This is a genomic window from bacterium (assembly GCA_040757115.1).
In the GTDB taxonomy this organism is placed as follows: domain Bacteria; phylum UBA9089; class CG2-30-40-21; order CG2-30-40-21; family SBAY01; genus JBFLXS01.
Genome location: JBFLYA010000018.1, coordinates 12584 through 31416, shown reverse-complemented (window position 1 = coordinate 31416; position 18833 = coordinate 12584). Strand labels below are relative to the sequence as shown.

Annotated in this window: 19 protein-coding genes; 7 read left to right on the top strand and 12 right to left on the bottom strand. The window is 34.5% G+C overall.

Annotated features, from left to right (window positions below):
- The 4 genes from AB1422_02625 to AB1422_02610 all read left to right on the top strand — a co-directional run.
- A partial coding sequence (locus tag AB1422_02625) for a transposase (protein MEW6618240.1) occupies positions 1 to 401 on the top strand: 401 nt, incomplete at its 5' end.
- Positions 402 to 438: 37 nt separating this feature from the next.
- A complete protein-coding gene (locus AB1422_02620; GenBank protein MEW6618239.1) occupies positions 439 to 1389 on the top strand; it encodes an IS110 family transposase in 951 nt (316 codons plus the stop codon).
- Positions 1390 to 1391: 2 nt separating this feature from the next.
- Positions 1392 to 1676 (top strand): hypothetical protein, encoded by a 285-nt coding sequence (locus tag AB1422_02615; protein ID MEW6618238.1) that lies wholly within the window; start codon positions 1392 to 1394, stop codon positions 1674 to 1676.
- Between the two features lie 433 nt (positions 1677 to 2109).
- Positions 2110 to 3447: a UTP--glucose-1-phosphate uridylyltransferase gene (locus AB1422_02610; GenBank protein MEW6618237.1), complete on the top strand. Its 1338-nt coding sequence runs from the start codon at positions 2110 to 2112 to the stop codon at positions 3445 to 3447.
- 329 nt (positions 3448 to 3776) lie between these two features.
- Here the strand turns inward: AB1422_02610 and AB1422_02605 are convergent, their stop codons facing one another.
- The 12 genes from AB1422_02605 to pseB form a co-directional block, all read right to left on the bottom strand.
- On the bottom strand, positions 3777 to 5201 hold the full coding sequence (locus tag AB1422_02605) for a hypothetical protein (protein ID MEW6618236.1): 1425 nt from the start codon (positions 5199 to 5201) through the stop codon (positions 3777 to 3779).
- Position 5202: 1 nt separating this feature from the next.
- Complete coding sequence (locus tag AB1422_02600; protein ID MEW6618235.1) at positions 5203 to 6498, bottom strand: oligosaccharide flippase family protein; 1296 nt, start codon at positions 6496 to 6498, stop codon at positions 5203 to 5205.
- 150 nt (positions 6499 to 6648) lie between these two features.
- Positions 6649 to 6840 carry a hypothetical protein gene (locus AB1422_02595; protein ID MEW6618234.1) on the bottom strand — a complete coding sequence of 64 codons (192 nt, stop codon included), beginning with the start codon at positions 6838 to 6840 and terminating at the stop codon, positions 6649 to 6651.
- A 271-nt stretch (positions 6841 to 7111) separates the two neighbouring features.
- Entirely contained in the window at positions 7112 to 7594 is a 483-nt protein-coding gene (locus AB1422_02590; GenBank protein MEW6618233.1) for a GNAT family N-acetyltransferase, read from the bottom strand.
- Positions 7591 to 8646, bottom strand: coding sequence for an N-acetylneuraminate synthase (neuB, locus tag AB1422_02585; protein MEW6618232.1), 1056 nt, complete (start codon positions 8644 to 8646; stop codon positions 7591 to 7593). The genes AB1422_02590 and neuB overlap by 4 nt, the downstream gene beginning before the upstream one ends.
- On the bottom strand, positions 8647 to 9708 hold the full coding sequence (gene pseG, locus AB1422_02580) for a UDP-2,4-diacetamido-2,4,6-trideoxy-beta-L-altropyranose hydrolase (GenBank protein MEW6618231.1): 1062 nt from the start codon (positions 9706 to 9708) through the stop codon (positions 8647 to 8649). It abuts the gene before it with no gap.
- Complete coding sequence (locus tag AB1422_02575; protein ID MEW6618230.1) at positions 9674 to 10393, bottom strand: glycosyltransferase family protein; 720 nt, start codon at positions 10391 to 10393, stop codon at positions 9674 to 9676. Before AB1422_02575 ends, pseG begins: the two co-directional genes overlap by 35 nt.
- Positions 10394 to 10397: 4 nt before the next feature.
- Complete coding sequence (locus AB1422_02570) at positions 10398 to 11048, bottom strand: pseudaminic acid biosynthesis-associated methylase (protein ID MEW6618229.1); 651 nt, start codon at positions 11046 to 11048, stop codon at positions 10398 to 10400.
- A gap of 7 nt (positions 11049 to 11055) precedes the next feature.
- Positions 11056 to 12162, bottom strand: coding sequence for an N-acetyl sugar amidotransferase (locus tag AB1422_02565; GenBank protein ID MEW6618228.1), 1107 nt, complete (start codon positions 12160 to 12162; stop codon positions 11056 to 11058).
- 73 nt (positions 12163 to 12235) lie between these two features.
- Entirely contained in the window at positions 12236 to 13621 is a 1386-nt protein-coding gene (locus tag AB1422_02560) for a radical SAM protein (GenBank protein MEW6618227.1), read from the bottom strand.
- On the bottom strand, positions 13618 to 14796 hold the full coding sequence (gene pseC / locus AB1422_02555; protein MEW6618226.1) for a UDP-4-amino-4,6-dideoxy-N-acetyl-beta-L-altrosamine transaminase: 1179 nt from the start codon (positions 14794 to 14796) through the stop codon (positions 13618 to 13620). The genes AB1422_02560 and pseC overlap by 4 nt, the downstream gene beginning before the upstream one ends.
- The gene (gene pseB / locus AB1422_02550; protein MEW6618225.1) at positions 14793 to 15779 is read right to left on the bottom strand and encodes a UDP-N-acetylglucosamine 4,6-dehydratase (inverting); all 987 of its coding nucleotides are present in this window, start codon (positions 15777 to 15779) and stop codon (positions 14793 to 14795) included. Before pseB ends, pseC begins: the two co-directional genes overlap by 4 nt.
- Before the next feature lie 408 nt (positions 15780 to 16187).
- On the opposite strand from pseB, the gene hisH reads away from it, so the two are divergent.
- The 3 genes from hisH to AB1422_02535 are packed head-to-tail and all read left to right on the top strand — an operon-like array spanning position 16188 to position 18719.
- Positions 16188 to 16796 carry an imidazole glycerol phosphate synthase subunit HisH gene (gene hisH / locus AB1422_02545; protein MEW6618224.1) on the top strand — a complete coding sequence of 203 codons (609 nt, stop codon included), beginning with the start codon at positions 16188 to 16190 and terminating at the stop codon, positions 16794 to 16796.
- Positions 16796 to 17557 (top strand): AglZ/HisF2 family acetamidino modification protein, encoded by a 762-nt coding sequence (locus tag AB1422_02540; protein MEW6618223.1) that lies wholly within the window; start codon positions 16796 to 16798, stop codon positions 17555 to 17557. The genes hisH and AB1422_02540 overlap by 1 nt, the downstream gene beginning before the upstream one ends.
- A 31-nt stretch (positions 17558 to 17588) precedes the next feature.
- A complete protein-coding gene (locus AB1422_02535; protein MEW6618222.1) occupies positions 17589 to 18719 on the top strand; it encodes an N-acetyl sugar amidotransferase in 1131 nt (376 codons plus the stop codon).
- The last annotated feature ends 114 nt before the right edge of the window (positions 18720 to 18833 follow it).

The window sequence follows — 18833 nt, the reverse complement described above, 5'->3', positions numbered from 1 at the left end:
ATAAATCCAATCCAGATGAGAAAGAGAAAAAACGATTAAATGAGGCATTTGATAAACTCTTTTCAGTAAAAACAGGATATGTTACACTTGATGAATGCATAGCGAAAACAATGGAAAGGAAATCAGGATTGTTGGTGGTCTTAGATCATCCCGAAGTGCCATTGCACAACAATCCAGCAGAATTAGCTGTAAGGGAATATGTTGTAAAACGCAAGATCATCATACCGACCAGAAGTGAGGAAGGGACACGGAGTTGGGAGATATTTTTGTCAATTAAAGATACATGTCGAAAACTTGGAGTGAATTTTCGTAAGTATTTATACGATAGACTTTCTGGAGAATACAGGCTGCCATCCTTAGCAGAGATGATCGGGCAAAGAAGTGCAGTTTGTTATCCATGAGGTCCTTCGCCATAAAAAACGGTTCTTTAGATATTATGTGGCTGTTGAAGCTGTAAGGTGCAGATTGCCACTTGATGATGAGCAGTTACGATGTGCACAAGGAAAGTTTAACTGCATGTTTGATGGAATTGGTATTGCGAAGGAGGTGCGAAGTTACAGGACATTTACAAACGATTTGCTGAAGTTAAGGGAATGGCTTAAGAGCAAGGGGGTTACTCATGTAGCCATGGAAAGCACAGGGGTATATTGGAAGCCTGTATTTAACATATTAGAGGAGGATTTTGAGGTTATACTGGTAAATGCACGACATATAAAGTATGTTCCTGGTCGGAAGACCGATGTTTGTGATGCTGAATGGTTGTGTAAGTTATTAAGGAATGGTTTAGTAAGAGGGAGTTTTATCCCACCGCGGGATATTCGTGAGTTAAGGGATTTGACGAGGTATAGGAGGAAGCTTGTTCAATCTATTTCAGCGGAGAAGAATAGGATACAAAGGGTATTAGAGGATGCGAATATAAAGTTATCGTCAGTAGTAACAGAGACATTTGGAGTAAGTGGGAGTGAAATTATAGAGGAATTAATGAAGGGGAAATTAACTATAGAGGAGATGAGCGATTTAGCCAGAGGGAGACTACAAGGGAAAAAAGAAGTGATAAAAGAAGCGTTATTTGGGAAATTTGAGGAGCATCATAAATTTATGATAAAGGAGTCATTAAGACATATTAGGGGGATAGAGGAGATAGTAGAAAGAATAGAAGAGGAGATAGACAAGAAGATAGATAAGTATAGGAAAGAGTATGAATTACTGCAGACCATACCTGGAGTAAAAGGAGATAGTGCCGCCTCCATAATAGCCGAGATAGGCGTAGATATGAGTAAATTTCCTACAGAGGCACATTTATCCTCGTGGGCAGGAATGAGTCCTGGGAATAACGAGAGTGCTGGTAAAAAAAAAGTTGTGGGACAACTCACGGTAATAAAGGTTTAAAAGTGACATTAACAGAAAGTGCTTGGGCGGGGTCAAAGAAGAAGGATAGTTATTTAAATTCAAAGTATCACCGTCTTGCAGGTAGGCGGGGGAAGAAACGAGCATTAGTAGCGATAGGACATAAGATATTGATAATGAGTTATTACATTTTGAAGAATAAAGTAGGATATAAAGAGATTGGGATAAGTTATCTTGATGAGAAGAGGAGAAAGAAGATAGCAGGGAGTTACAGGAAGATACTACTCAATCTTGGTTATGATGTAGTTTTTCTTAAGAAAGTAGCATAGGATATAGACAAAAGGATATATGGTAAGAGAGGTCGGGCGTTACTGGTGGTATAGACCCCGAAGGAGAAACTGACCGAGCCAGACATAAGAACAAAGGAATGTTGCCATAGAGCACGCAGGAGAAATTTTTAATAGCTATGCTGGCTGACCATATATTTAGAATATATAGTATAAATCTATGGATAATAGGTTGTTAATAGAAGGGGAGCGATAGTTTAGAGACAAATAGTTTTTGAGACGATGGCGGGAGGGGGATATTGTGCGTTTTTAAGAGAAGAGACGGTATTACTTCCCTATCGCTATTACAAAACATTAATAATTACAACAAGTTACACACATTTTCAGGAGAAATAGGAAAAAACAGGTGGAGGAAAGATTTTCTCTCTACTTTCTACTCTCTACTTTCTACTTCCTATTTTTCAGGAGAACGGTTATGAATAACAATTTAGACTGGTTAAAGAAAAATTATCCAGAAATGGATGTAGAAAAATTTGGTGAAATTCGCCAGAAATACCTGCGAAATGAGTTAGAAGTAATTTATGATGGTGAGATTTGTTCATTAAAAGGAACAAAATATATGAGTTCTTATGACGAGTTATCTGTAATTGAGCAACAAAATGGGCTTATGCCAGATTACTTTTCTCAAAGAGGATTTAACCTGGCAGAAAATGGTAAGTTAGGGATGATAATCTTAAACGGTGGTGTTGCCACTTCGTATGAGAAAGAATTAGGCTATCGACCAACTAAAGGTATATTTCAAGCAATTATGCTCACACCAATTAGTTTTATTGCCATCAAACTTTATTCTATCTATCAAACTGGACTACCCATACCAACATATTTTATGAATAGTCCGTCAACAGATAAAGATACAAAAGACTACCTTAAAAAATTTAATGATTTCAATCTGAAAGTCAAACCAAAACATTTTTGCCAGGATTTGGGTTGGCCAAGAATTAATCCCAAAACCGCAGAATTAATTACTCGCAAAAGCGGCAGATTAAGTATCGTTACTAAAGGACACGGCGATGTCTATCAAGCGTTTGAAAAAAGTGGACTTTATGACGAATTTATTAATAACGGTGGAGAGATACTTTTAATCTGTAATGTGGATAACTCTGAGGCAAAAATAGACCTAACTATCGCGGGATATTTTTCCTGGCTCAATGAAACACAACAGGTGCAAATAATGTTTGAATCTGCCCGGCAATCTGCAGAGGACAAAAAAGGCGGAAAATGCGTTCTGATGAAACGACCAGATGGTCAAACAGGACCGGGTATTTTAGAACTTACCCGAATTTCACCACACAGCCATAATGATTTGTTGAATATAGAAGAATTTAATACCAATATGGGCTGGCTACATACCTCAATTGATAGAAAGATGTTTGATTTGCCATTCCGCGTGATAAAAAAACCTCGACTGACTAATGTTGATGACCCGGAGAGAGGAGAAAGTCAAGAGGTAGTTCAATTTGAACATGAGGCACATAAACTTGTGGAACTGGTTGAATTAGGACATTCACATATCCTTTTTGTCCCACGAGATTTACGTTTCTGGCCAAATAAATACTTTCATGACCAGATTAAAAAACAAAAACTATTAGTGGAAAAATACAAAAATTTGTATGATTGGTTGTTTAAATTAAATCCCTCAGCGAATGAATGCATATTACCCGTTAAAACTGAATTGCTAAATCAATTGGGATTTGAAAAAGGAATTGTTACTTCACAGATAACGATTAGAGGTAACCATTCAGGTAGTAGGTAAAAAGGTAATCGTTCACCACAGAGAAAAAGCACTGACAGAGCAAATAATTAGGGCAGTAATATAGCAGTTATTATTCAAAATTTTACTTAGAAATGCCGATAAGTATAGTAAGTATTAACCAAAACTTCACATTAGTATTGTTGATGGTTGATGGTTGATAGTCTATGAAACTATAAACTATCAACTATAAACTATCAACCATCAACCCTGTTGCTATATCTGTTCTATGAGAAATTTTCGTTAATAACTACTATATGTCAAATTTTGACTAATAAGTGCTATAAGTGTTATATTCACAACATGTTAAGAGAAAATGGTGGGGTGAAGGTCTATTTCAAATTCACAGACATTAATCTATTCATAAAATTTTTATAATTAACTTCCCAATCAGGTTCCCAGATATAATCTTTGTTAATTTCATTGTTTGAGTTATGTGTTATAATAAGATTCATTAATTCCTCTGCATTCGAAAATCGTTTAATTATGCTTCTGGGAAAATACAAATCTGTGAATGGATGGTCAATCACAAAAACAGATTTGCAAAAACCTATTGATTCAACCAAAACAGTAGAAGGTTCACCGACTACGAAATCTGTATTTAATAAACTTAAATACACATCTGATTCAGTATCTATTTTTATTGTATTTTTGGCTATAATCTCAGAATACCTCTCTTTCACATCAGGTAACTCAGTGGGATGGACTCTAAAAGAAACATCATATTTACTGTTATCAATGATAGAGAGGAACTTTAAGACAATTTTTTTCATCTCTGGAATTATCCCTCCAGAGAAGACAATTAATATTTTTGTTTTAGTCTGAAACTGATTGGTAGTGGATATTTTTTTTATATTTTCGCAATAGAAAGGATTACCAATGGCTATTTTTTTAACAGGCAAATTTATTACTTCACCCCAATATTTACCATAAGTTAAGAAATAGTCAGGCAAATATTCCTTGTAAAAATCTGAATTAAGTATGGCGTTACCGTAATTGTATGCCGGATGATTTTCAAAAACAATCCCATGTTCTGGTTCTATGGTAATAATATTTCTTGCCTTAGCCCATTTCAGAATATAACTATTTCCACCATAACTGCCATCTTCTAAAAATATTACTTTGGGATTAAATTTGTCAAATAATTTATTATATAAATAATAATATATAGTTAACCTTTTCGAAATATACAACAAAGCATTTTCTATTGTATTTAACTCTGATTTTTCAAGTTGATACGGGAAAAGTTGTTCTAAAAATTTTCGCAGATTTTTTATGGTGATAATATCTTTTTTGCATGGCTTAACAAACTTTGATTTAATATAACCTGCAAGAGGGATGAAATCGTGATAGCAAATATTGGGAAAATATCTTGGTGTATAATATATTCTTCTTCTTACAGAATCTTCTATTAACAAAGTTTCATCCTTATTTATAAAAGCAAAATGGTCACTTACTCTATTAAAATATTTATCTCCCTTTTTTACATTTGTAATTCCAGAGCAAAACATTAAAATATCATATTTGGTTTTTAAACTGTATTTGAAGGGATTATTAAGGAGTGTATTTTTTAAATATATAAAAGTTAATTTTTCCCTTGATGAAGGAAGCTGACCAAGATTATATTCTTTGAAAATCGGGATGTTATGCAAATCAAATCTCATAAATGGCCACATAAGAATATTATCAAATTCAAATCTAAAATCGAATATTTCTGAATTGTTTTCGATAATTAAAGAATCTTTTAATGTTAACATCTTATACCTCATTTCGTTTCCAAAAGCTAAACCAGGGCATAGAATAGACCTTTGCACTTAATATCCAGGTAAGAATAAATACAGTAAAAAAACTAATTGTTGCTGATTGAGCGGCACCTATTGCTCCGTTAGCCTTTATTAGAAAATAATTTAGAACTATATTAACACCTGCGGAAAAAAATGTTATGCAAACTAAAATGTAGGTTTTTTTAACATAAAAAATATAATTTGCGACCATATAATACATACCGTTTGCCGCATAGCCCAAAGCAATCCACAAGACATATTTATATGCAGAATGAAAACTCTTTCCCACAAAAAATTTTAGCAAAAATGGAGCTAAAAAACTTAATACTAATGCCAGGGTAATTATAGATATATAGTATAAATATGTGAATTTAACAATCTTTACCTTTGTAGAATAATTATTTTCCTTTAATTTTTCATATAGAAATGGTGCCCAGGTTTGATTAAATGAAGTGGCTAATAAACCTATAATCATTCCTACTTGATAACCTACCATATAAATACCGGTTGTAGCAACGCCAACCATTGAATTAAGGAAAATTCTATCTATGCCTGTCATCACCCAGCCAGCTAACGCATGTGGGATAAGGGGAATGCCAAAAAACAAAGCATCTTTAACATAACCCTTATTAAAGGAAAATCCTATATATTTTTTTTTGAAAATTATAAAACCAGCAACAACGGCAAAGATAATAGAGGTAATAATTATACCTGATAATCTCCCCTGCCATTTCCAACCCAATACTACCACAAAGAACAAAGAGAGACTAACATTAATAAGCATTTGAGCAATTTGGAAGATTCCATAAGGGACAGGTTTTTGTTTTACCTGCCAGAGTGTAAGAGTAACCAGAGAAACAGCCTGTGACAAAGCAACCACAGCTATAATAGGTAACCACTCTCCTGGGAATTTTAACAGATAGGAAAGCGGCTTTATGAACATACTGATTAACCCAAAGGTCAAAACAAAACTAATAATTATAATATAGGCTATATTGCCTATATAAATCTTGATTTCCTGTTCATTCATCTGGAAAAAATTTACCGCTACCGCACCGTGAGTATTTAATCCCACCACTATTGTTATTATCGCTAATATTACCTGAAAAGTAGCAACAATACCATAATCAGCAGGGGTTAAATAACGGGTTAGAATAGGTAAAAGCAGAAATGGAATAGCCGAGACAATAATATTAGAATTTGTGTAGACAAAAGTATTTGTAACGAGTTTATGTTTAAGGATATAGGCAAGATTAAAATTATTATTCATTGATTTTTTCTGGAGATAAAAGAATTATTTTTCCTTAATCTTTCATACTAAAATGAGCCGTCCCTAAATTTTCCATTTTTCCACTATTTTCCCTTTTCCCTTCATTATACCCTGAACAGTTACCTCATTTTTTCTCGTTTTGCAGAAGTCTTATATTTTCCATACGATTATATCTTTTTTGTTTCCCCAACTATATGCAAGCTCCTGTAATTGACTAAGTGCCTTTATTTTTTCATTAAAAGGAAGTTTAGCCCGTTCTTTGCGGAATTTCCCCTTTTCTTCAAATAATTCTTTTCTAGTTAATATTCTCTTACCTATTTTAATTTTTTGATTATTTTCCATAATGCTTTTCCATGAAGTCAGTAAATTTTTCAGTCAATCCATATTTGTTTAAAAGTAAGCGTTCAGGTCATTGCAAGATATCTAATAATAATGTAAAATGGGCAATGTAAAATGAAAGGATGGTTACAAAATATACTTGATGAGGCTGAAGAATTATGCAAGATGATTGGGAAATCAATTCTTACTGCCAGAACACAGAATTGACTTTTAAATTTTTAATTGCTCATTTTACATTTTACAGTTATTTTTTTAAGTAGATGAACGCTTACCTTCATTTTTCTTTTTTGCTAACCAGTAAAATTAGAGATACTACTTTTCCTTCAGTAGTATCATTATAACCAAACAGTTCCAAAAATCCCGCCTTCTGGAAGGCTTTAATAGAGGCAGTATTTTTTTCTTTAATTCTGGCTATGACAAATTTTCTTTTTGTCTTTGAGAAAAACAAGGCACAAGATTGTCCAATTAGTTGTGAACCAATGCCTCGACCTCTATTTGAAGCAGGAACATTAACACTTATTTCAGCAGAAAATTCACCTTGCAGATCAAATCGGACAACACCACATTTTTCATTTTTATCATCAATCCCAATATAGAAAAGTTTATCGGGAGATTCTAATGCTTTGTTGAACCATTGGCAATGTTCTTGATATGGAATTTCTCTGGTATTAAAGGATTGTTTTCTTGTTACCGGGTCATTTCTCCAATGATAAATATCATCTTTGTCTTCAATTGTAGCTTCTCGTAAGGTTATCATATCATCTCCCAGGTCAGTATATCATCTTCTTCGATGTCCACCATAGCGGTTCGACCAATAACTATATCCATCATTTTGGTTGGGATGCCCAGTCCTGGCCGTTTAACTTCTATCATCTCCCTGCTAATCTTTGTTCCTCTGGGGATATGACATGCGGCAACAAGACCTCTTCTGGCTAAATGAAACATTTCCTCTTCATCTTTAGTATGTCTTTTAATTGGTGAGCCCAATGCCTTTTCCGTATCTCTTATCCCCTGAACCATTGCCCTTAGCTCATCAGGTTCTAAAGCAAAGGGATGGTCAGGACCGGGTAATTTTCTATCTAAGGTGTAATGTTTTTCTATGACACTGGCTCCCAGAGCCACCGCGGCTATATCTGCCGTAATACCCAGGCTATGGTCAGAAAATCCTACTGGTAATTGAAATGCCTGTTTCATTGTCTGCATCGCTTTTAAGTTTAAATTTTCATATTTAGCCGGGTAGTTTATAGCACAATGAAGTAAAATAACATCTTCATTGCCTTGTTTATTTATCACTTCAAGGGCTGTTTCAATATCTGAAAGATTAGCCATACCCGTAGAAAGGATTATAGGTTTGCCTGTCTTAGCTACATATTCCAGAAGAGGTAAATGGGTAATTTCAAATGAAGCAATCTTATGTGCCAACATACCTACCTCTTCAAGTTCATCTACAGCCTGAAGGTCAAAAGGAGTGGAAAGGAACATAATTCCTTTTTCCTGACAATAGTCTGATAAGTCTTTATGCCATGCTCGGGGCATTTCAATTCGCTTAATAAGCTCCCAAACCGATTCATCTTCTTTAGTCAATTTCTCTTTTTTTAGATAATTCATCTTAGGTGTCTTTTTTGAATAGAGAAATTCTGCAGAGTAGGTTTGAAACTTAACTGCATCAGCCTGAGATTCAACCGCTACATCAATCAGTTTTAATGCCTGATTGAAATCACGGTTATGATTACTTCCTGCCTCAGCAATTACAAAGCAAGGTTCATCTTCACCAATTAATTTATTGCCTATCTTGACTTTTTTCATCATTCACTCCAATAAACTCCAAATTTCTTCTACTACTCTTTTCACCCCTCTACCATCAACCAATTCTTTACCTTTCCTGCTCATCTTCTCTCGCCAATCTCTATTTTTAATCAAATCCTCTACCGCCTCTTTGATTTGTTCTTCAGTAACTTCTTCAAACCAACCTAAATTAACAGAAGTGCCGTAGTTAGCCAATCCGTTGGCAACCTTCTTCTGGTTATCAGCCAGGATCAGAATGATATTCGGCACCCCCAAACAGGCCAGCTCATAGCAAGTACTTCCACCTGCACTGATAGCCACATCAGTATTCATCATCAGTGCAAAAATATCTTGAGGATTTCTTCTTAAAATAAACTGACCGTCTGTTCCTTTAATCTCATTGTTAAGAATTTCCTCGTATTGATAGGCCGGTCCCATAATTACGGTAGCAATAAGATTATCTTCGATTGTTTTAATTGCCCTGATTACTTTAACCGTCTGATTATCAATATCAGTTCCACCAAGGGTAATCAAGATATTTCCTGCAACGCTTTTTATTTCTTTCTCTAAGCAGTGCTTTTCTCCAAATTCCTTTCTCAGAAGAGCATATTTAGTCCCTAATAACAACCTTGTATATCCCTCTGTAGAGTAATCACTATCCTTAAACCCGATATTCTGATTGAGCACCATATCAGAACAGAAATGCAATTTTGATAGGTCATCAATACTTATTAGCGTCCCATTCAATTTCTTCATCTGCTCAAGATAATATTCATCAATTTCATAAGAATCAGTAATGACTAAATCAGGTTGATGTTTCTTAATTAAATTAATGGTTAACTCCAGGTCTTCCTTCAAATCTATATGTGAAGGCAATTTCTCTACTAAATAATTAACAATATGCTTTTCAATTTCTGAATTATTGTCTTTAGTGATAAATATACTTTGGATATTTTTTTCTTTTAATCCATCAGCCAGATTTAAACATCGCATTATGTGTCCCAGGCCGATACCTGCACCACCATCAACTCTGAATATTGCTCTACTTTTTTTACACTCCATCGTTTTTCTGTTTAACATTTTCATTAATCTTTACTATCTCTGGATGCTTATCCAATATCTCAATGATTTCTTCATAACCCTTTTGGTCTGCCCCATAATCTTCAATTAAAATCTTTATCACCTCAAAATCTTTTTCCGTATCCACAGTGATTCTATACCCAGATTTGTTTAGTCTGAATAAAAAATTTTTTATTCTAAATAAATTTGGATTGCTTTTCCAGATATAAGGGGTTACATGTTCTCTTTCAAACAATTCTTTTGCATTTTTGTAGGCTAATTCAAGAGCCTCAAAAGAAAAAATTTCAAAATCTAATCCTCTTGGAAAGGTTCGTTCAATGGAGTTTGATAAATAATCCACCTTTAATCTTTTATATTCTTCATATCCCTCTCTAACTAAGTATCCATCTATTAAAGGACAATCAGAGGTTATTCTAATAATAGTATCTATCTGGTTTTCTCTGGCACAATGATAATATCTACTTAATACATCATCTTCATCTCCTCTAAAGTATGGAGTTTTTAATAGATTGCATTCTTCAATAATAGATTCATTATTCTTTAGTGTTGTAGCCACAATAATAGGCAGACCTGACCATTTTGCCCTTTGAATATGGTAAGCCAACAGGGATTTTCCTTTTATAGTTTTTAATACCTTTGCGGGAAGTCGAGTAGATGTTATTCTTGCCTGGGTTATGATAGAAACCTTCATATCCTTATTTACTCTTCTTTTTTAATAAAAACATTACATCTACATTTTTCTCATTATGTAGATACGGCAGATATTTTTCTTTAACCAGTTCTAAATCATTAAATTCTTCACGAAACATTTTGGAAAAATTTACCTTCCATAGCAAATTTTCCTGCCCTCTATAGACTATCTCGGTATATTCAGTAGCATAGTATTCAAATCCCCAGATGTAAGTTTTTGTGCACCTGTATATCTCCTTCATAACCTGAAGGATACTGGAGGGATGGATATGAATAAGCACCCCTGAAGTAAATACCAGATCAAAGTATTTATCTTTAAAAGGAATATCAAAACCATCTCCCTTGATAATATTAATATCTTTGGTTCTTGATTTTGATAGTTCAACGGCATAACTTTGTGGTTCAATAGCATATAAATTTTTAAAACCCATTTTTTGCAAGCAGAGTAATTGATTACCAACATTAGACCCAACCTCCAGAATCCGCATTGAAAGAGGCAGGTTTTCTAAGAACAATCTATTTAATTCAGTTCTTGTTATACCATAATTTTTTTGATATAATGTTTCTAATTCTTTTAGAGTGGTTGGATTTCTCTCCGTATATTCTTTGCCAAATTCACCTGTCCACTTTTTTAACTGTTCAGTAATTTCAGACATTTTATCCTCAAATTAAATCTTTATATACCGGACATTTCATCCGCCATCCACCATCGACCTTTTCAAATATCTCAGGATTCCAGAATTTTTCTACTATATCCCAAAATTGCTTTGGTGTATATCCTGTGAAATTTATAAAATCTTCCATTGCTTTCTGGTCTAACTTATGGTCATATTCCATAATGAGTTTTTTAGCCTGGGATAGGCTAATACTTCCTTCTCGAACACGCCGACTGGCAATATCAGAGGTTCTCTGAAATCCAAACTTGGGATATTTTAACCAGAGATGGACCATATAAGCTACCGAATCTATCTGTTCAAAATCTTCAATACATCCTTCTCTTTTCCATTCATGAGATAGGTCTTTAAATCCATACCGTTTTGCAACATTTAAATTAGTTACACTACTCCAGGGGACAAAATAACTCAGATAAATTACTTCCGGCAGGGATTTGGTTTTGTCTAATTGAATTGAACTTACCTCTTCCTTTGTTAGCCCTTTTTCAATCCACCATTGTTTATCTTTTTCTAATTGGTCGGACATTGCTTGAACAACTGGTGTGGCTAAGTAAGACTCTTTGGCCGTAGTTCCATATTCATAGGCAGAATTCTCTCCAAATGTCACAAAAGGTATATCAAACTTTTGAGCTAATAAAGTTGGGATGGTATAAATAGCATATTCTACAAATTTAAGTGCCTCTCCTGTTTCTTCAAAGGCTATTCTTGTTGCTCTTCTGAATAAATCGTGGTTAATTGTGTATTGATAATGGTTTAGCTTAAAGGTTTCTATAAGATTTCTTAGGTTATGTGCCCCTGCTTTTGTATGGGTAAAGCTATCTGTTACCGTTACTAATAATGGATGCATATTCATCTCTTTTACTAATGTGTGAGTTAAGAAATGAGAATCCTTGCCACCACTGACCGGAATAATACAATCATAATATCCATCTTCTCTTCTATATTTATCACAGAGTCTGCTTAATTCTTCTTTTCTTTCTTTCCAATTAATTGTGTTGCGTTTTTCATAATTACGGCACGCTTGACATACCATTTCTCCATCAAAGATAGAGCCGGGTCTTGTATCTGGCATTAAACATTTTTTACAATACTTCATTATTTTACCTTCAAATTTAAGTTTTTATATATTATAGTAAAAAAACAGTTCTTTTGGTAACCTTTGATTGACATTATTTTTTTGACATCACTGTTTTTCCTGTTTTTATAAGCCTTTCTTCAGAAAGGTTCAGACTTAATTTATCCGCTATTCTTTTAAGATGCTTTTTTACCTCTGATTGAAATACATCATCTGGCATATTTGTTAAATTAATTCTCAAATCCTGCCTATCTCCCAATCCTAAGAGATATTCCTCTTCATCTTCTATCAGCCCATTTTTTTTGGCTAATTCATACATCGGTGTTCCGGGTTGAGGTAAAAGATAACCCACACTCGGATAGACATCCAGTTCATAACAAATATCAAAGGTCTGTTTTAATGTCTCAGGGGTTTCTTGAGGATAACCAAGAACAATGCTGGTAAATGTTTTTATGTTCACTAAATCTAATGCCTTTTTCTGACGGATAAAATCTTCCACGACTAATTTTTTATTCATAGATTTCAAAATATCAGGGTAACCTGACTCTAAAGAATAACCCAATCCAATACAACCTGCCTTTTTAAATTTTTTTAAGATTTCTATGTCATCTTCTGTAAATAGATTTGCCCTAACATCAGCATTCCAGAAAAACTTTAGTCCACTTTCTAATAACTTATCTACAAACTCATTTGCCTGCTTTTTGGAAAAGAATGTCAATTCATCATAGAAATTAATGTAATTTATACCATATTTTTTTTGTAACAGAACTATCTCTGACAATATTGATTCCGGGGTTCTATATCTATATTTATCTTTACGAAAAACATGATAGCAAAATGTGCAATGGAAAGGACATCCTCTGGCGGTATTCATTACAAAGGCACGAATTGATTCTTTAGGTATTGGATAAGGTTCAGCAATATCATGGATAGCCTCATTTACATAGACCTGCATATCAAAAATATCCCAATTAGGTATGGGAATTCTGTTTATCTCAGGAATTACCTGGCGTTTAGGGGTAGAAATTATCTTACCATTTCTTTTAAAATATATCCCTTTTACCTCTTCTAATGGACGATTTCTCTCTATTGCATCCAAAAGTTCAACAATTGTAATATCTCCTTCACCCATTACAGCAATATCAACCTCTGTTTTAGATAATAATACCTCCGGGATTGAAGAGGCAACAGAATTACCCGCAATAATGACAGCATCTTTGTTAATATCTCGAATTAATCTACTTAAAAATTTTGCAATCTTGTAACCAGTAACAAGAGTGCCAAATGCTACTACATCAAATTCTTTCTTTTTTAATATATCTTCAAGTCCAGAAGCCGTATATCTATGAGCCTCTATATCTAAAATATCAAATTTATACCCTGCTCTTTCTATCGCACTAGCAATATACGCCAGACCTATCGGGAAATTACGATGGGGACGTTCTGGTCTTAAACAAGGATAAATAATAAGGGTTTTCATTGATTATATTTTCCTCTGGGTATTATTTTTGGGACAATCTTAATTACTCTTTCAATCTCTTTGTTACTCATCTTAGGGAACAGAGGAAGGCTCAAAGCCCTTTCATAAAACTGCTCTGCTTTTGGATAAGCCCCCTTTTTATATCCCATGTTTTGTTGATAATAAGGCTGGAGATGAACAGGGATATAATGAACCTGCACACCTATTCCTTCCTCCCTCAAGGCATCAAATATTTCTTTTCGATTTAATCCTTTTTTTAACTGGATAACATATAAATGGTAAGAAGATTTTACATTCTCTTTTTCGCAAGGGGTAGTTATCGCATCCATATCTTTGAACGCTTCGTTGTATTTATCTGCAATCTCTCTTCTTCTGGCAACAAAATCATCTACTCTTTCTAACTGTTTAATACCTAAAGCACACTGGAAATCAGTAATTCGGTAATTAAAACCCAATTCTTGCATTTCATAATACCAGAGACATTCATTTTTATTTATCAGCCTTGTTTTTTCTTTTGTAATTCCATGATTTCTAAACATCAATAGTTTTTCGTAGAACTCTTTATTGTTGGTTAAAACCGCACCGCCTTCTCCTGTGGTAATATGTTTAACCGGATGGAAACTAAAGACCGTCATATCCGAATGCTTACAACTTCCAACCTTCACCCATTCTAACTTCTGGCTTCTGTATTCTGCCCCTAAAGAATGACAGGCATCTTTGATTATGATTAGATTATTTTCATTAGCAATCTTGCCAATTGCTTCTAAATCGCAAGGATGTCCTGCAAAATCAACAGGAATTATTGCCTTAGTTTTTGAGGTAATTCTCTTTTTTATCTCATCTGAGGCAATATTAGCTGTATCCTCTTCTATATCGGCAAAGACAGGTCGTCCGCCGCAGTATAACACACAATTACTACTGGCAACAAAGGTTATAGGTGAGGTAATTACTTCATCATCCTTTCCTATCCCAGCCGATAAACAAGCAATGTGAAGAGCCGCTGTTCCACTGGATACAACCACAGCAAATTTTGCCCCACAATACTCTGTTATTCTTCTTTCGAACTCCTCTACCTTTGGTCCTTGAGTAACCCAATCAGACTTTAGCACCTCTACTACTGCTTTAATCTCATCATCTTCAATCCACTGTCTGCCATAAGGAATAAATTTTTTCATTCCTCAATCATCCTTTTTAGTTCTTCCTTTGTTAGCCATTTATCATTGGTATTGCTGGCATATCTGAATCCATCAGGAAGTGGCTTACCTCCCTCTATCTTTTCGTGAGTTACATAAGAAAATTCAGGTTGGATAACAAAGAAATCATCAAATTCTAATGTATGTCTGGCATCGTCTTCTGGAATGAGCACCTCCTGAAGTTTTTCTCCTGGTCGGATACCTATAAATTCATATTTACATTCAGGGGCAATTACCTCAGCTATATCCATAATATTCATACTGGGAATCTTGGGAACAAATATCTCTCCTCCCTTCATAAGACTTAAACATTTGATTACAAACCTTACCCCTTGCTCCAGAGTAATCCAAAATCGGGTCATTCTATTATCGGTAATAGGTATTGTTCCTGTTTTCCTTTTTTCTTTGAATAAAGGTATAACACTACCCCTGCTATTGATTACATTACCATACCTGACCGCGCTAAATTTTGTATTTGCATCCCCTGAATAGGCATTCCCGGCTACAAATAGTTTATCTGCACAGAGTTTGGTAGCCCCATAGAGATTAATTGGGGTGGTTGCTTTATCTGTGCTTAAAGCAATAACCCGGTCAACCTTTTGGTCTATGGCGACATTGATGACATTTTCGGCACCGATGATATTGGTTTTTACAGCCTCAAATGGATTATATTCAGCGGCAGGAACCTGTTTTAGAGCGGCGGCATGAACTATAATATCAACTCCATGAAATGCCCGATGCAATCTCTCCTTATCCCGCACATCGCCTATAAAATATCTTATATTTTCATACTCTTTCTCACTGAAAATCTCTTGAGCCATTTCAAATTGTTTCATTTCATCTCGGCTAAAGACAATCAATTTTTTAGGGTTATACTCTTTAAGGAGAATTTCTACAAATTTCCTGCCAAATGAACCCGTCCCACCCGTTATTAAAACTACCTTATTTGAAAAATCCAACTTCATTCCCTCCGTCCTTATAATCTAAATAAATTTTATCATATACAATGTTGGTTGTCAAGAATAAAATGCTGTGTCAAACTTTTACGATCATATAGGATAGTATAAAATATACCACGAATTTCACGAATTGGACGAATAAAAATGTGTCTAAGTGTCTGGTAGTCTATGTAACCCAGACACATAGACACCTAGACACCAGACTACCTGAACGGTTACATTAATTCTAATAATTAGTATTCATTCGTAAAATTCGTTTAATTCGTGGTAACTTTTACTTGACACGGCATAAAAATTTTGGTAACATATTCCCAGAATGAGTAATAGAGAAAATGCAGATACTCAGGTAACCAAAAATCAGAGTATCCTTCAGGACTTACAAAGTAAATTTCTATCCGTTGAGGTTGAACTATGATGATAGTAATACTTGATTACAGTATGGGGAATTCAGGTTCTATCCTGAATATGCTCAAAAAAATAGGGGCTAACGCTATTAGTTCCTCAAAGATGCCAGATATTGAAAAGGCAGATAAGCTTATTCTTCCAGGGGTTGGTGCTTTTGACAATGGGATGACAAATCTCAATAAGTCAGGATTAATACCGATTCTAAACGAAATAATTTTTAATAAAAAAATCCCGATACTGGGTATCTGTCTTGGGATGCAATTGTTGGCCAAACGAAGTGAGGAAGGAACTTTATCAGGACTTGGCTGGCTGGATGCAGAGGTAGTAAGATTCAAGTTTGACACTTCCTGCAACCTGAAAATACCGCATATGGGCTGGAATACGGTGGAATTAGTCAAAGAAAACTGTATGTTCAACAGTCTTGAGCAATCACGATTTTATTTTGTCCACTCTTATTATGTGGTATGTCATAATAGATTAGATATTCTGGCAGAAACTTGTTACGGTTATAATTTTGTTTCAGCCGTTCAAAAGGACAATATCATCGGTGTTCAATTCCATCCTGAAAAAAGCCATAAATTTGGCATGACATTATTACGAAACTTTGTGGAGTTATGATGCTAAAAAACAGAGTTATTCCGTGCCTGCTTTTACAAAATCAAGGGCTGGTAAAAACGATTAGATTTAAAGAACCAAAATATGTCGGTGACCCCATAAATGCGATAAGAATATTTAATGAAAAAGAGGTAGATGAATTAATATTTTTAGATATTATTGCCTCAAAGGTTGGCAGAAGCCCAAATTTTGAAATACTCCAGAATATTGTCGGTGAGTGTTTTATGCCTTTGTGCTATGGCGGTGGAATTAGTCGCCTTGAAGATATACAAAAGATATTTTCCATTGGAGTTGAAAAAATTTCTATAAACTCTTTTGCCCTGAAAAATATAGACTTTATAAAACAGGCATCCGAAATATTTGGCAGTCAGAGCATAGTCGTAACGATAGATGTAAAAAAGAACTTTTTGGGAAAATATAAGGTCTATGACCATACCAGAAATAAGATAACAGACATTGACCCGATTGAATTTGCTATCACAACTCAGGAGATGGGGGCAGGTGAGATTTTACTTAACTCCGTTGACCGCGATGGCACACAGGGAGGATATGATATTGATTTGATAAGAAAAATTACAAATGTTTTATCTATTCCGGTAATAGCTATGGGAGGAGCAGGGAAGATTGATGATTTTGTTGATGCGGTGAAAAAAGGAAATGCATCAGCAGTTGCCGCGGGAAGTATGTTTGTTTTTCACGGCAAGCATCGGGCGGTGCTTATTACCTATCCTGAATATCAAGAATTGGAAAAAAGATTGGTATAGTGTTCTGTCCAATCTCAGAGAGGAAACATAAATGGAACAAGGAAACTATCAAATATGTTCACGCTGTGTGATGGATACTACAGCCCGGGAGATTACTTTTGATGAAAATGGTGTGTGTAGTTTTTGCCATTTCTTTGATGAAAAAATAAAACCTGATTGGCATCGCGATGAATCAGGTTATCAAAAACTTCAGGAGATTGTTAAAAAGATAAAAGATTATGGCAAAAACAAAGAATACGATTGTATAATTGGGATAAGTGGTGGGGTAGATAGTTCATATCTTACCTATTTTGCCAAAAAAATACTTGGTTTAAGACCGCTTGTTTTCCATGTGGATGGAGGCTGGAATTCTGAACTGGCAGTAAAAAATATTGAAAATCTTGTCAAAAAACTTGATATAGACTTGTTCACCTATGTGGTTGATTGGGAAGAAATGAGAGATTTGCAACTGGCTTTTTTTAAATCTGGCCTGGCAAATCAGGATGTCCCACAAGACCACGCATTTTTTGCCATGTTATATAAATACGCCACTCAATACAATATTAAATATGTTCTCACGGGAGGTAACCTTGCTAGTGAATCTATTTTGCCCGCTTCATGGGGATATAATGCCATGGACTTAAAACATCTAAAGGCAGTTCATAAATGTTTTGGCAAGGTTAAACTTAAAACCTTTCCAACGGTTAATTTCTTTCAATATTATTTCTATTACCCATATATAAAAGGTATGGTAGTTGTTACACCGCTTAATTACATCCCTTATGTAAAATCTGATGCAATACAATTCTTAGAAAAGGAATTTGGCTGGAGATATTATGGCTGTAAACATGGAGAATCAAGGTTTACCAATTTTTTTCAAACATACTTTTTACCAGTAAGATTTGGATATGATAAAAGAAAAGCCCATTTATCGAGTCTTATATTAGCGGGACAGATGACCAGAGACGAAGCATTAAAAGAATTACAGCGGCCTCTTTATGATGAAAAAGCAATAGAAGAAGCAAAAATATTTGTTTCTAAAAAACTGGGCATAACCGTAGATGAATTTGAAACATTCCTGACCATGCCTAAAAAAACATTTAAGGATTATCCATCTAATTACAGACTTTCACAACTTTTGAGGTTAATATCTTATATAAAGAGGCAAGCGCGTTGCAAATGACTAAATAGTTACGATTTTCAATTAATCGAAGAAATAACTAAGGTAAGAAGAATTGGAGTAAAGATCTTTGAGAAGATAAAAGGAATGATAACCGTGAAGTAGAGGATAAAAAGA

Excerpts from the sequence above, each read along its gene's own strand:
- AB1422_02535 (MEW6618222.1), top strand. The coding sequence starts at position 17,589 with ATGGAACAAGGAAACTATCAAATATGTTCACGCTGTGTGATGGATACT.
- pseB (MEW6618225.1), bottom strand. The coding sequence starts at position 15,779 with ATGAAGTTGGATTTTTCAAATAAGGTAGTTTTAATAACGGGTGGGACG.
- pseC (MEW6618226.1), bottom strand. The coding sequence starts at position 14,796 with ATGAAAAAATTTATTCCTTATGGCAGACAGTGGATTGAAGATGATGAG.
- AB1422_02560 (MEW6618227.1), bottom strand. The coding sequence starts at position 13,621 with ATGAAAACCCTTATTATTTATCCTTGTTTAAGACCAGAACGTCCCCAT.
- AB1422_02595 (MEW6618234.1), bottom strand. The coding sequence starts at position 6,840 with ATGGAAAATAATCAAAAAATTAAAATAGGTAAGAGAATATTAACTAGA.
- neuB (MEW6618232.1), bottom strand. The coding sequence starts at position 8,646 with ATGATGAAAAAAGTCAAGATAGGCAATAAATTAATTGGTGAAGATGAA.
- AB1422_02590 (MEW6618233.1), bottom strand. The coding sequence starts at position 7,594 with ATGATAACCTTACGAGAAGCTACAATTGAAGACAAAGATGATATTTAT.
- hisH (MEW6618224.1), top strand. The coding sequence starts at position 16,188 with ATGATAGTAATACTTGATTACAGTATGGGGAATTCAGGTTCTATCCTG.
- AB1422_02600 (MEW6618235.1), bottom strand. The coding sequence starts at position 6,498 with ATGAATAATAATTTTAATCTTGCCTATATCCTTAAACATAAACTCGTT.
- AB1422_02570 (MEW6618229.1), bottom strand. The coding sequence starts at position 11,048 with ATGTCTGAAATTACTGAACAGTTAAAAAAGTGGACAGGTGAATTTGGC.
- AB1422_02610 (MEW6618237.1), top strand. The coding sequence starts at position 2,110 with ATGAATAACAATTTAGACTGGTTAAAGAAAAATTATCCAGAAATGGAT.
- pseG (MEW6618231.1), bottom strand. The coding sequence starts at position 9,708 with ATGAAAATGTTAAACAGAAAAACGATGGAGTGTAAAAAAAGTAGAGCA.
- AB1422_02540 (MEW6618223.1), top strand. The coding sequence starts at position 16,796 with ATGCTAAAAAACAGAGTTATTCCGTGCCTGCTTTTACAAAATCAAGGG.
- AB1422_02565 (MEW6618228.1), bottom strand. The coding sequence starts at position 12,162 with ATGAAGTATTGTAAAAAATGTTTAATGCCAGATACAAGACCCGGCTCT.
- AB1422_02575 (MEW6618230.1), bottom strand. The coding sequence starts at position 10,393 with ATGAAGGTTTCTATCATAACCCAGGCAAGAATAACATCTACTCGACTT.
- AB1422_02605 (MEW6618236.1), bottom strand. The coding sequence starts at position 5,201 with ATGTTAACATTAAAAGATTCTTTAATTATCGAAAACAATTCAGAAATA.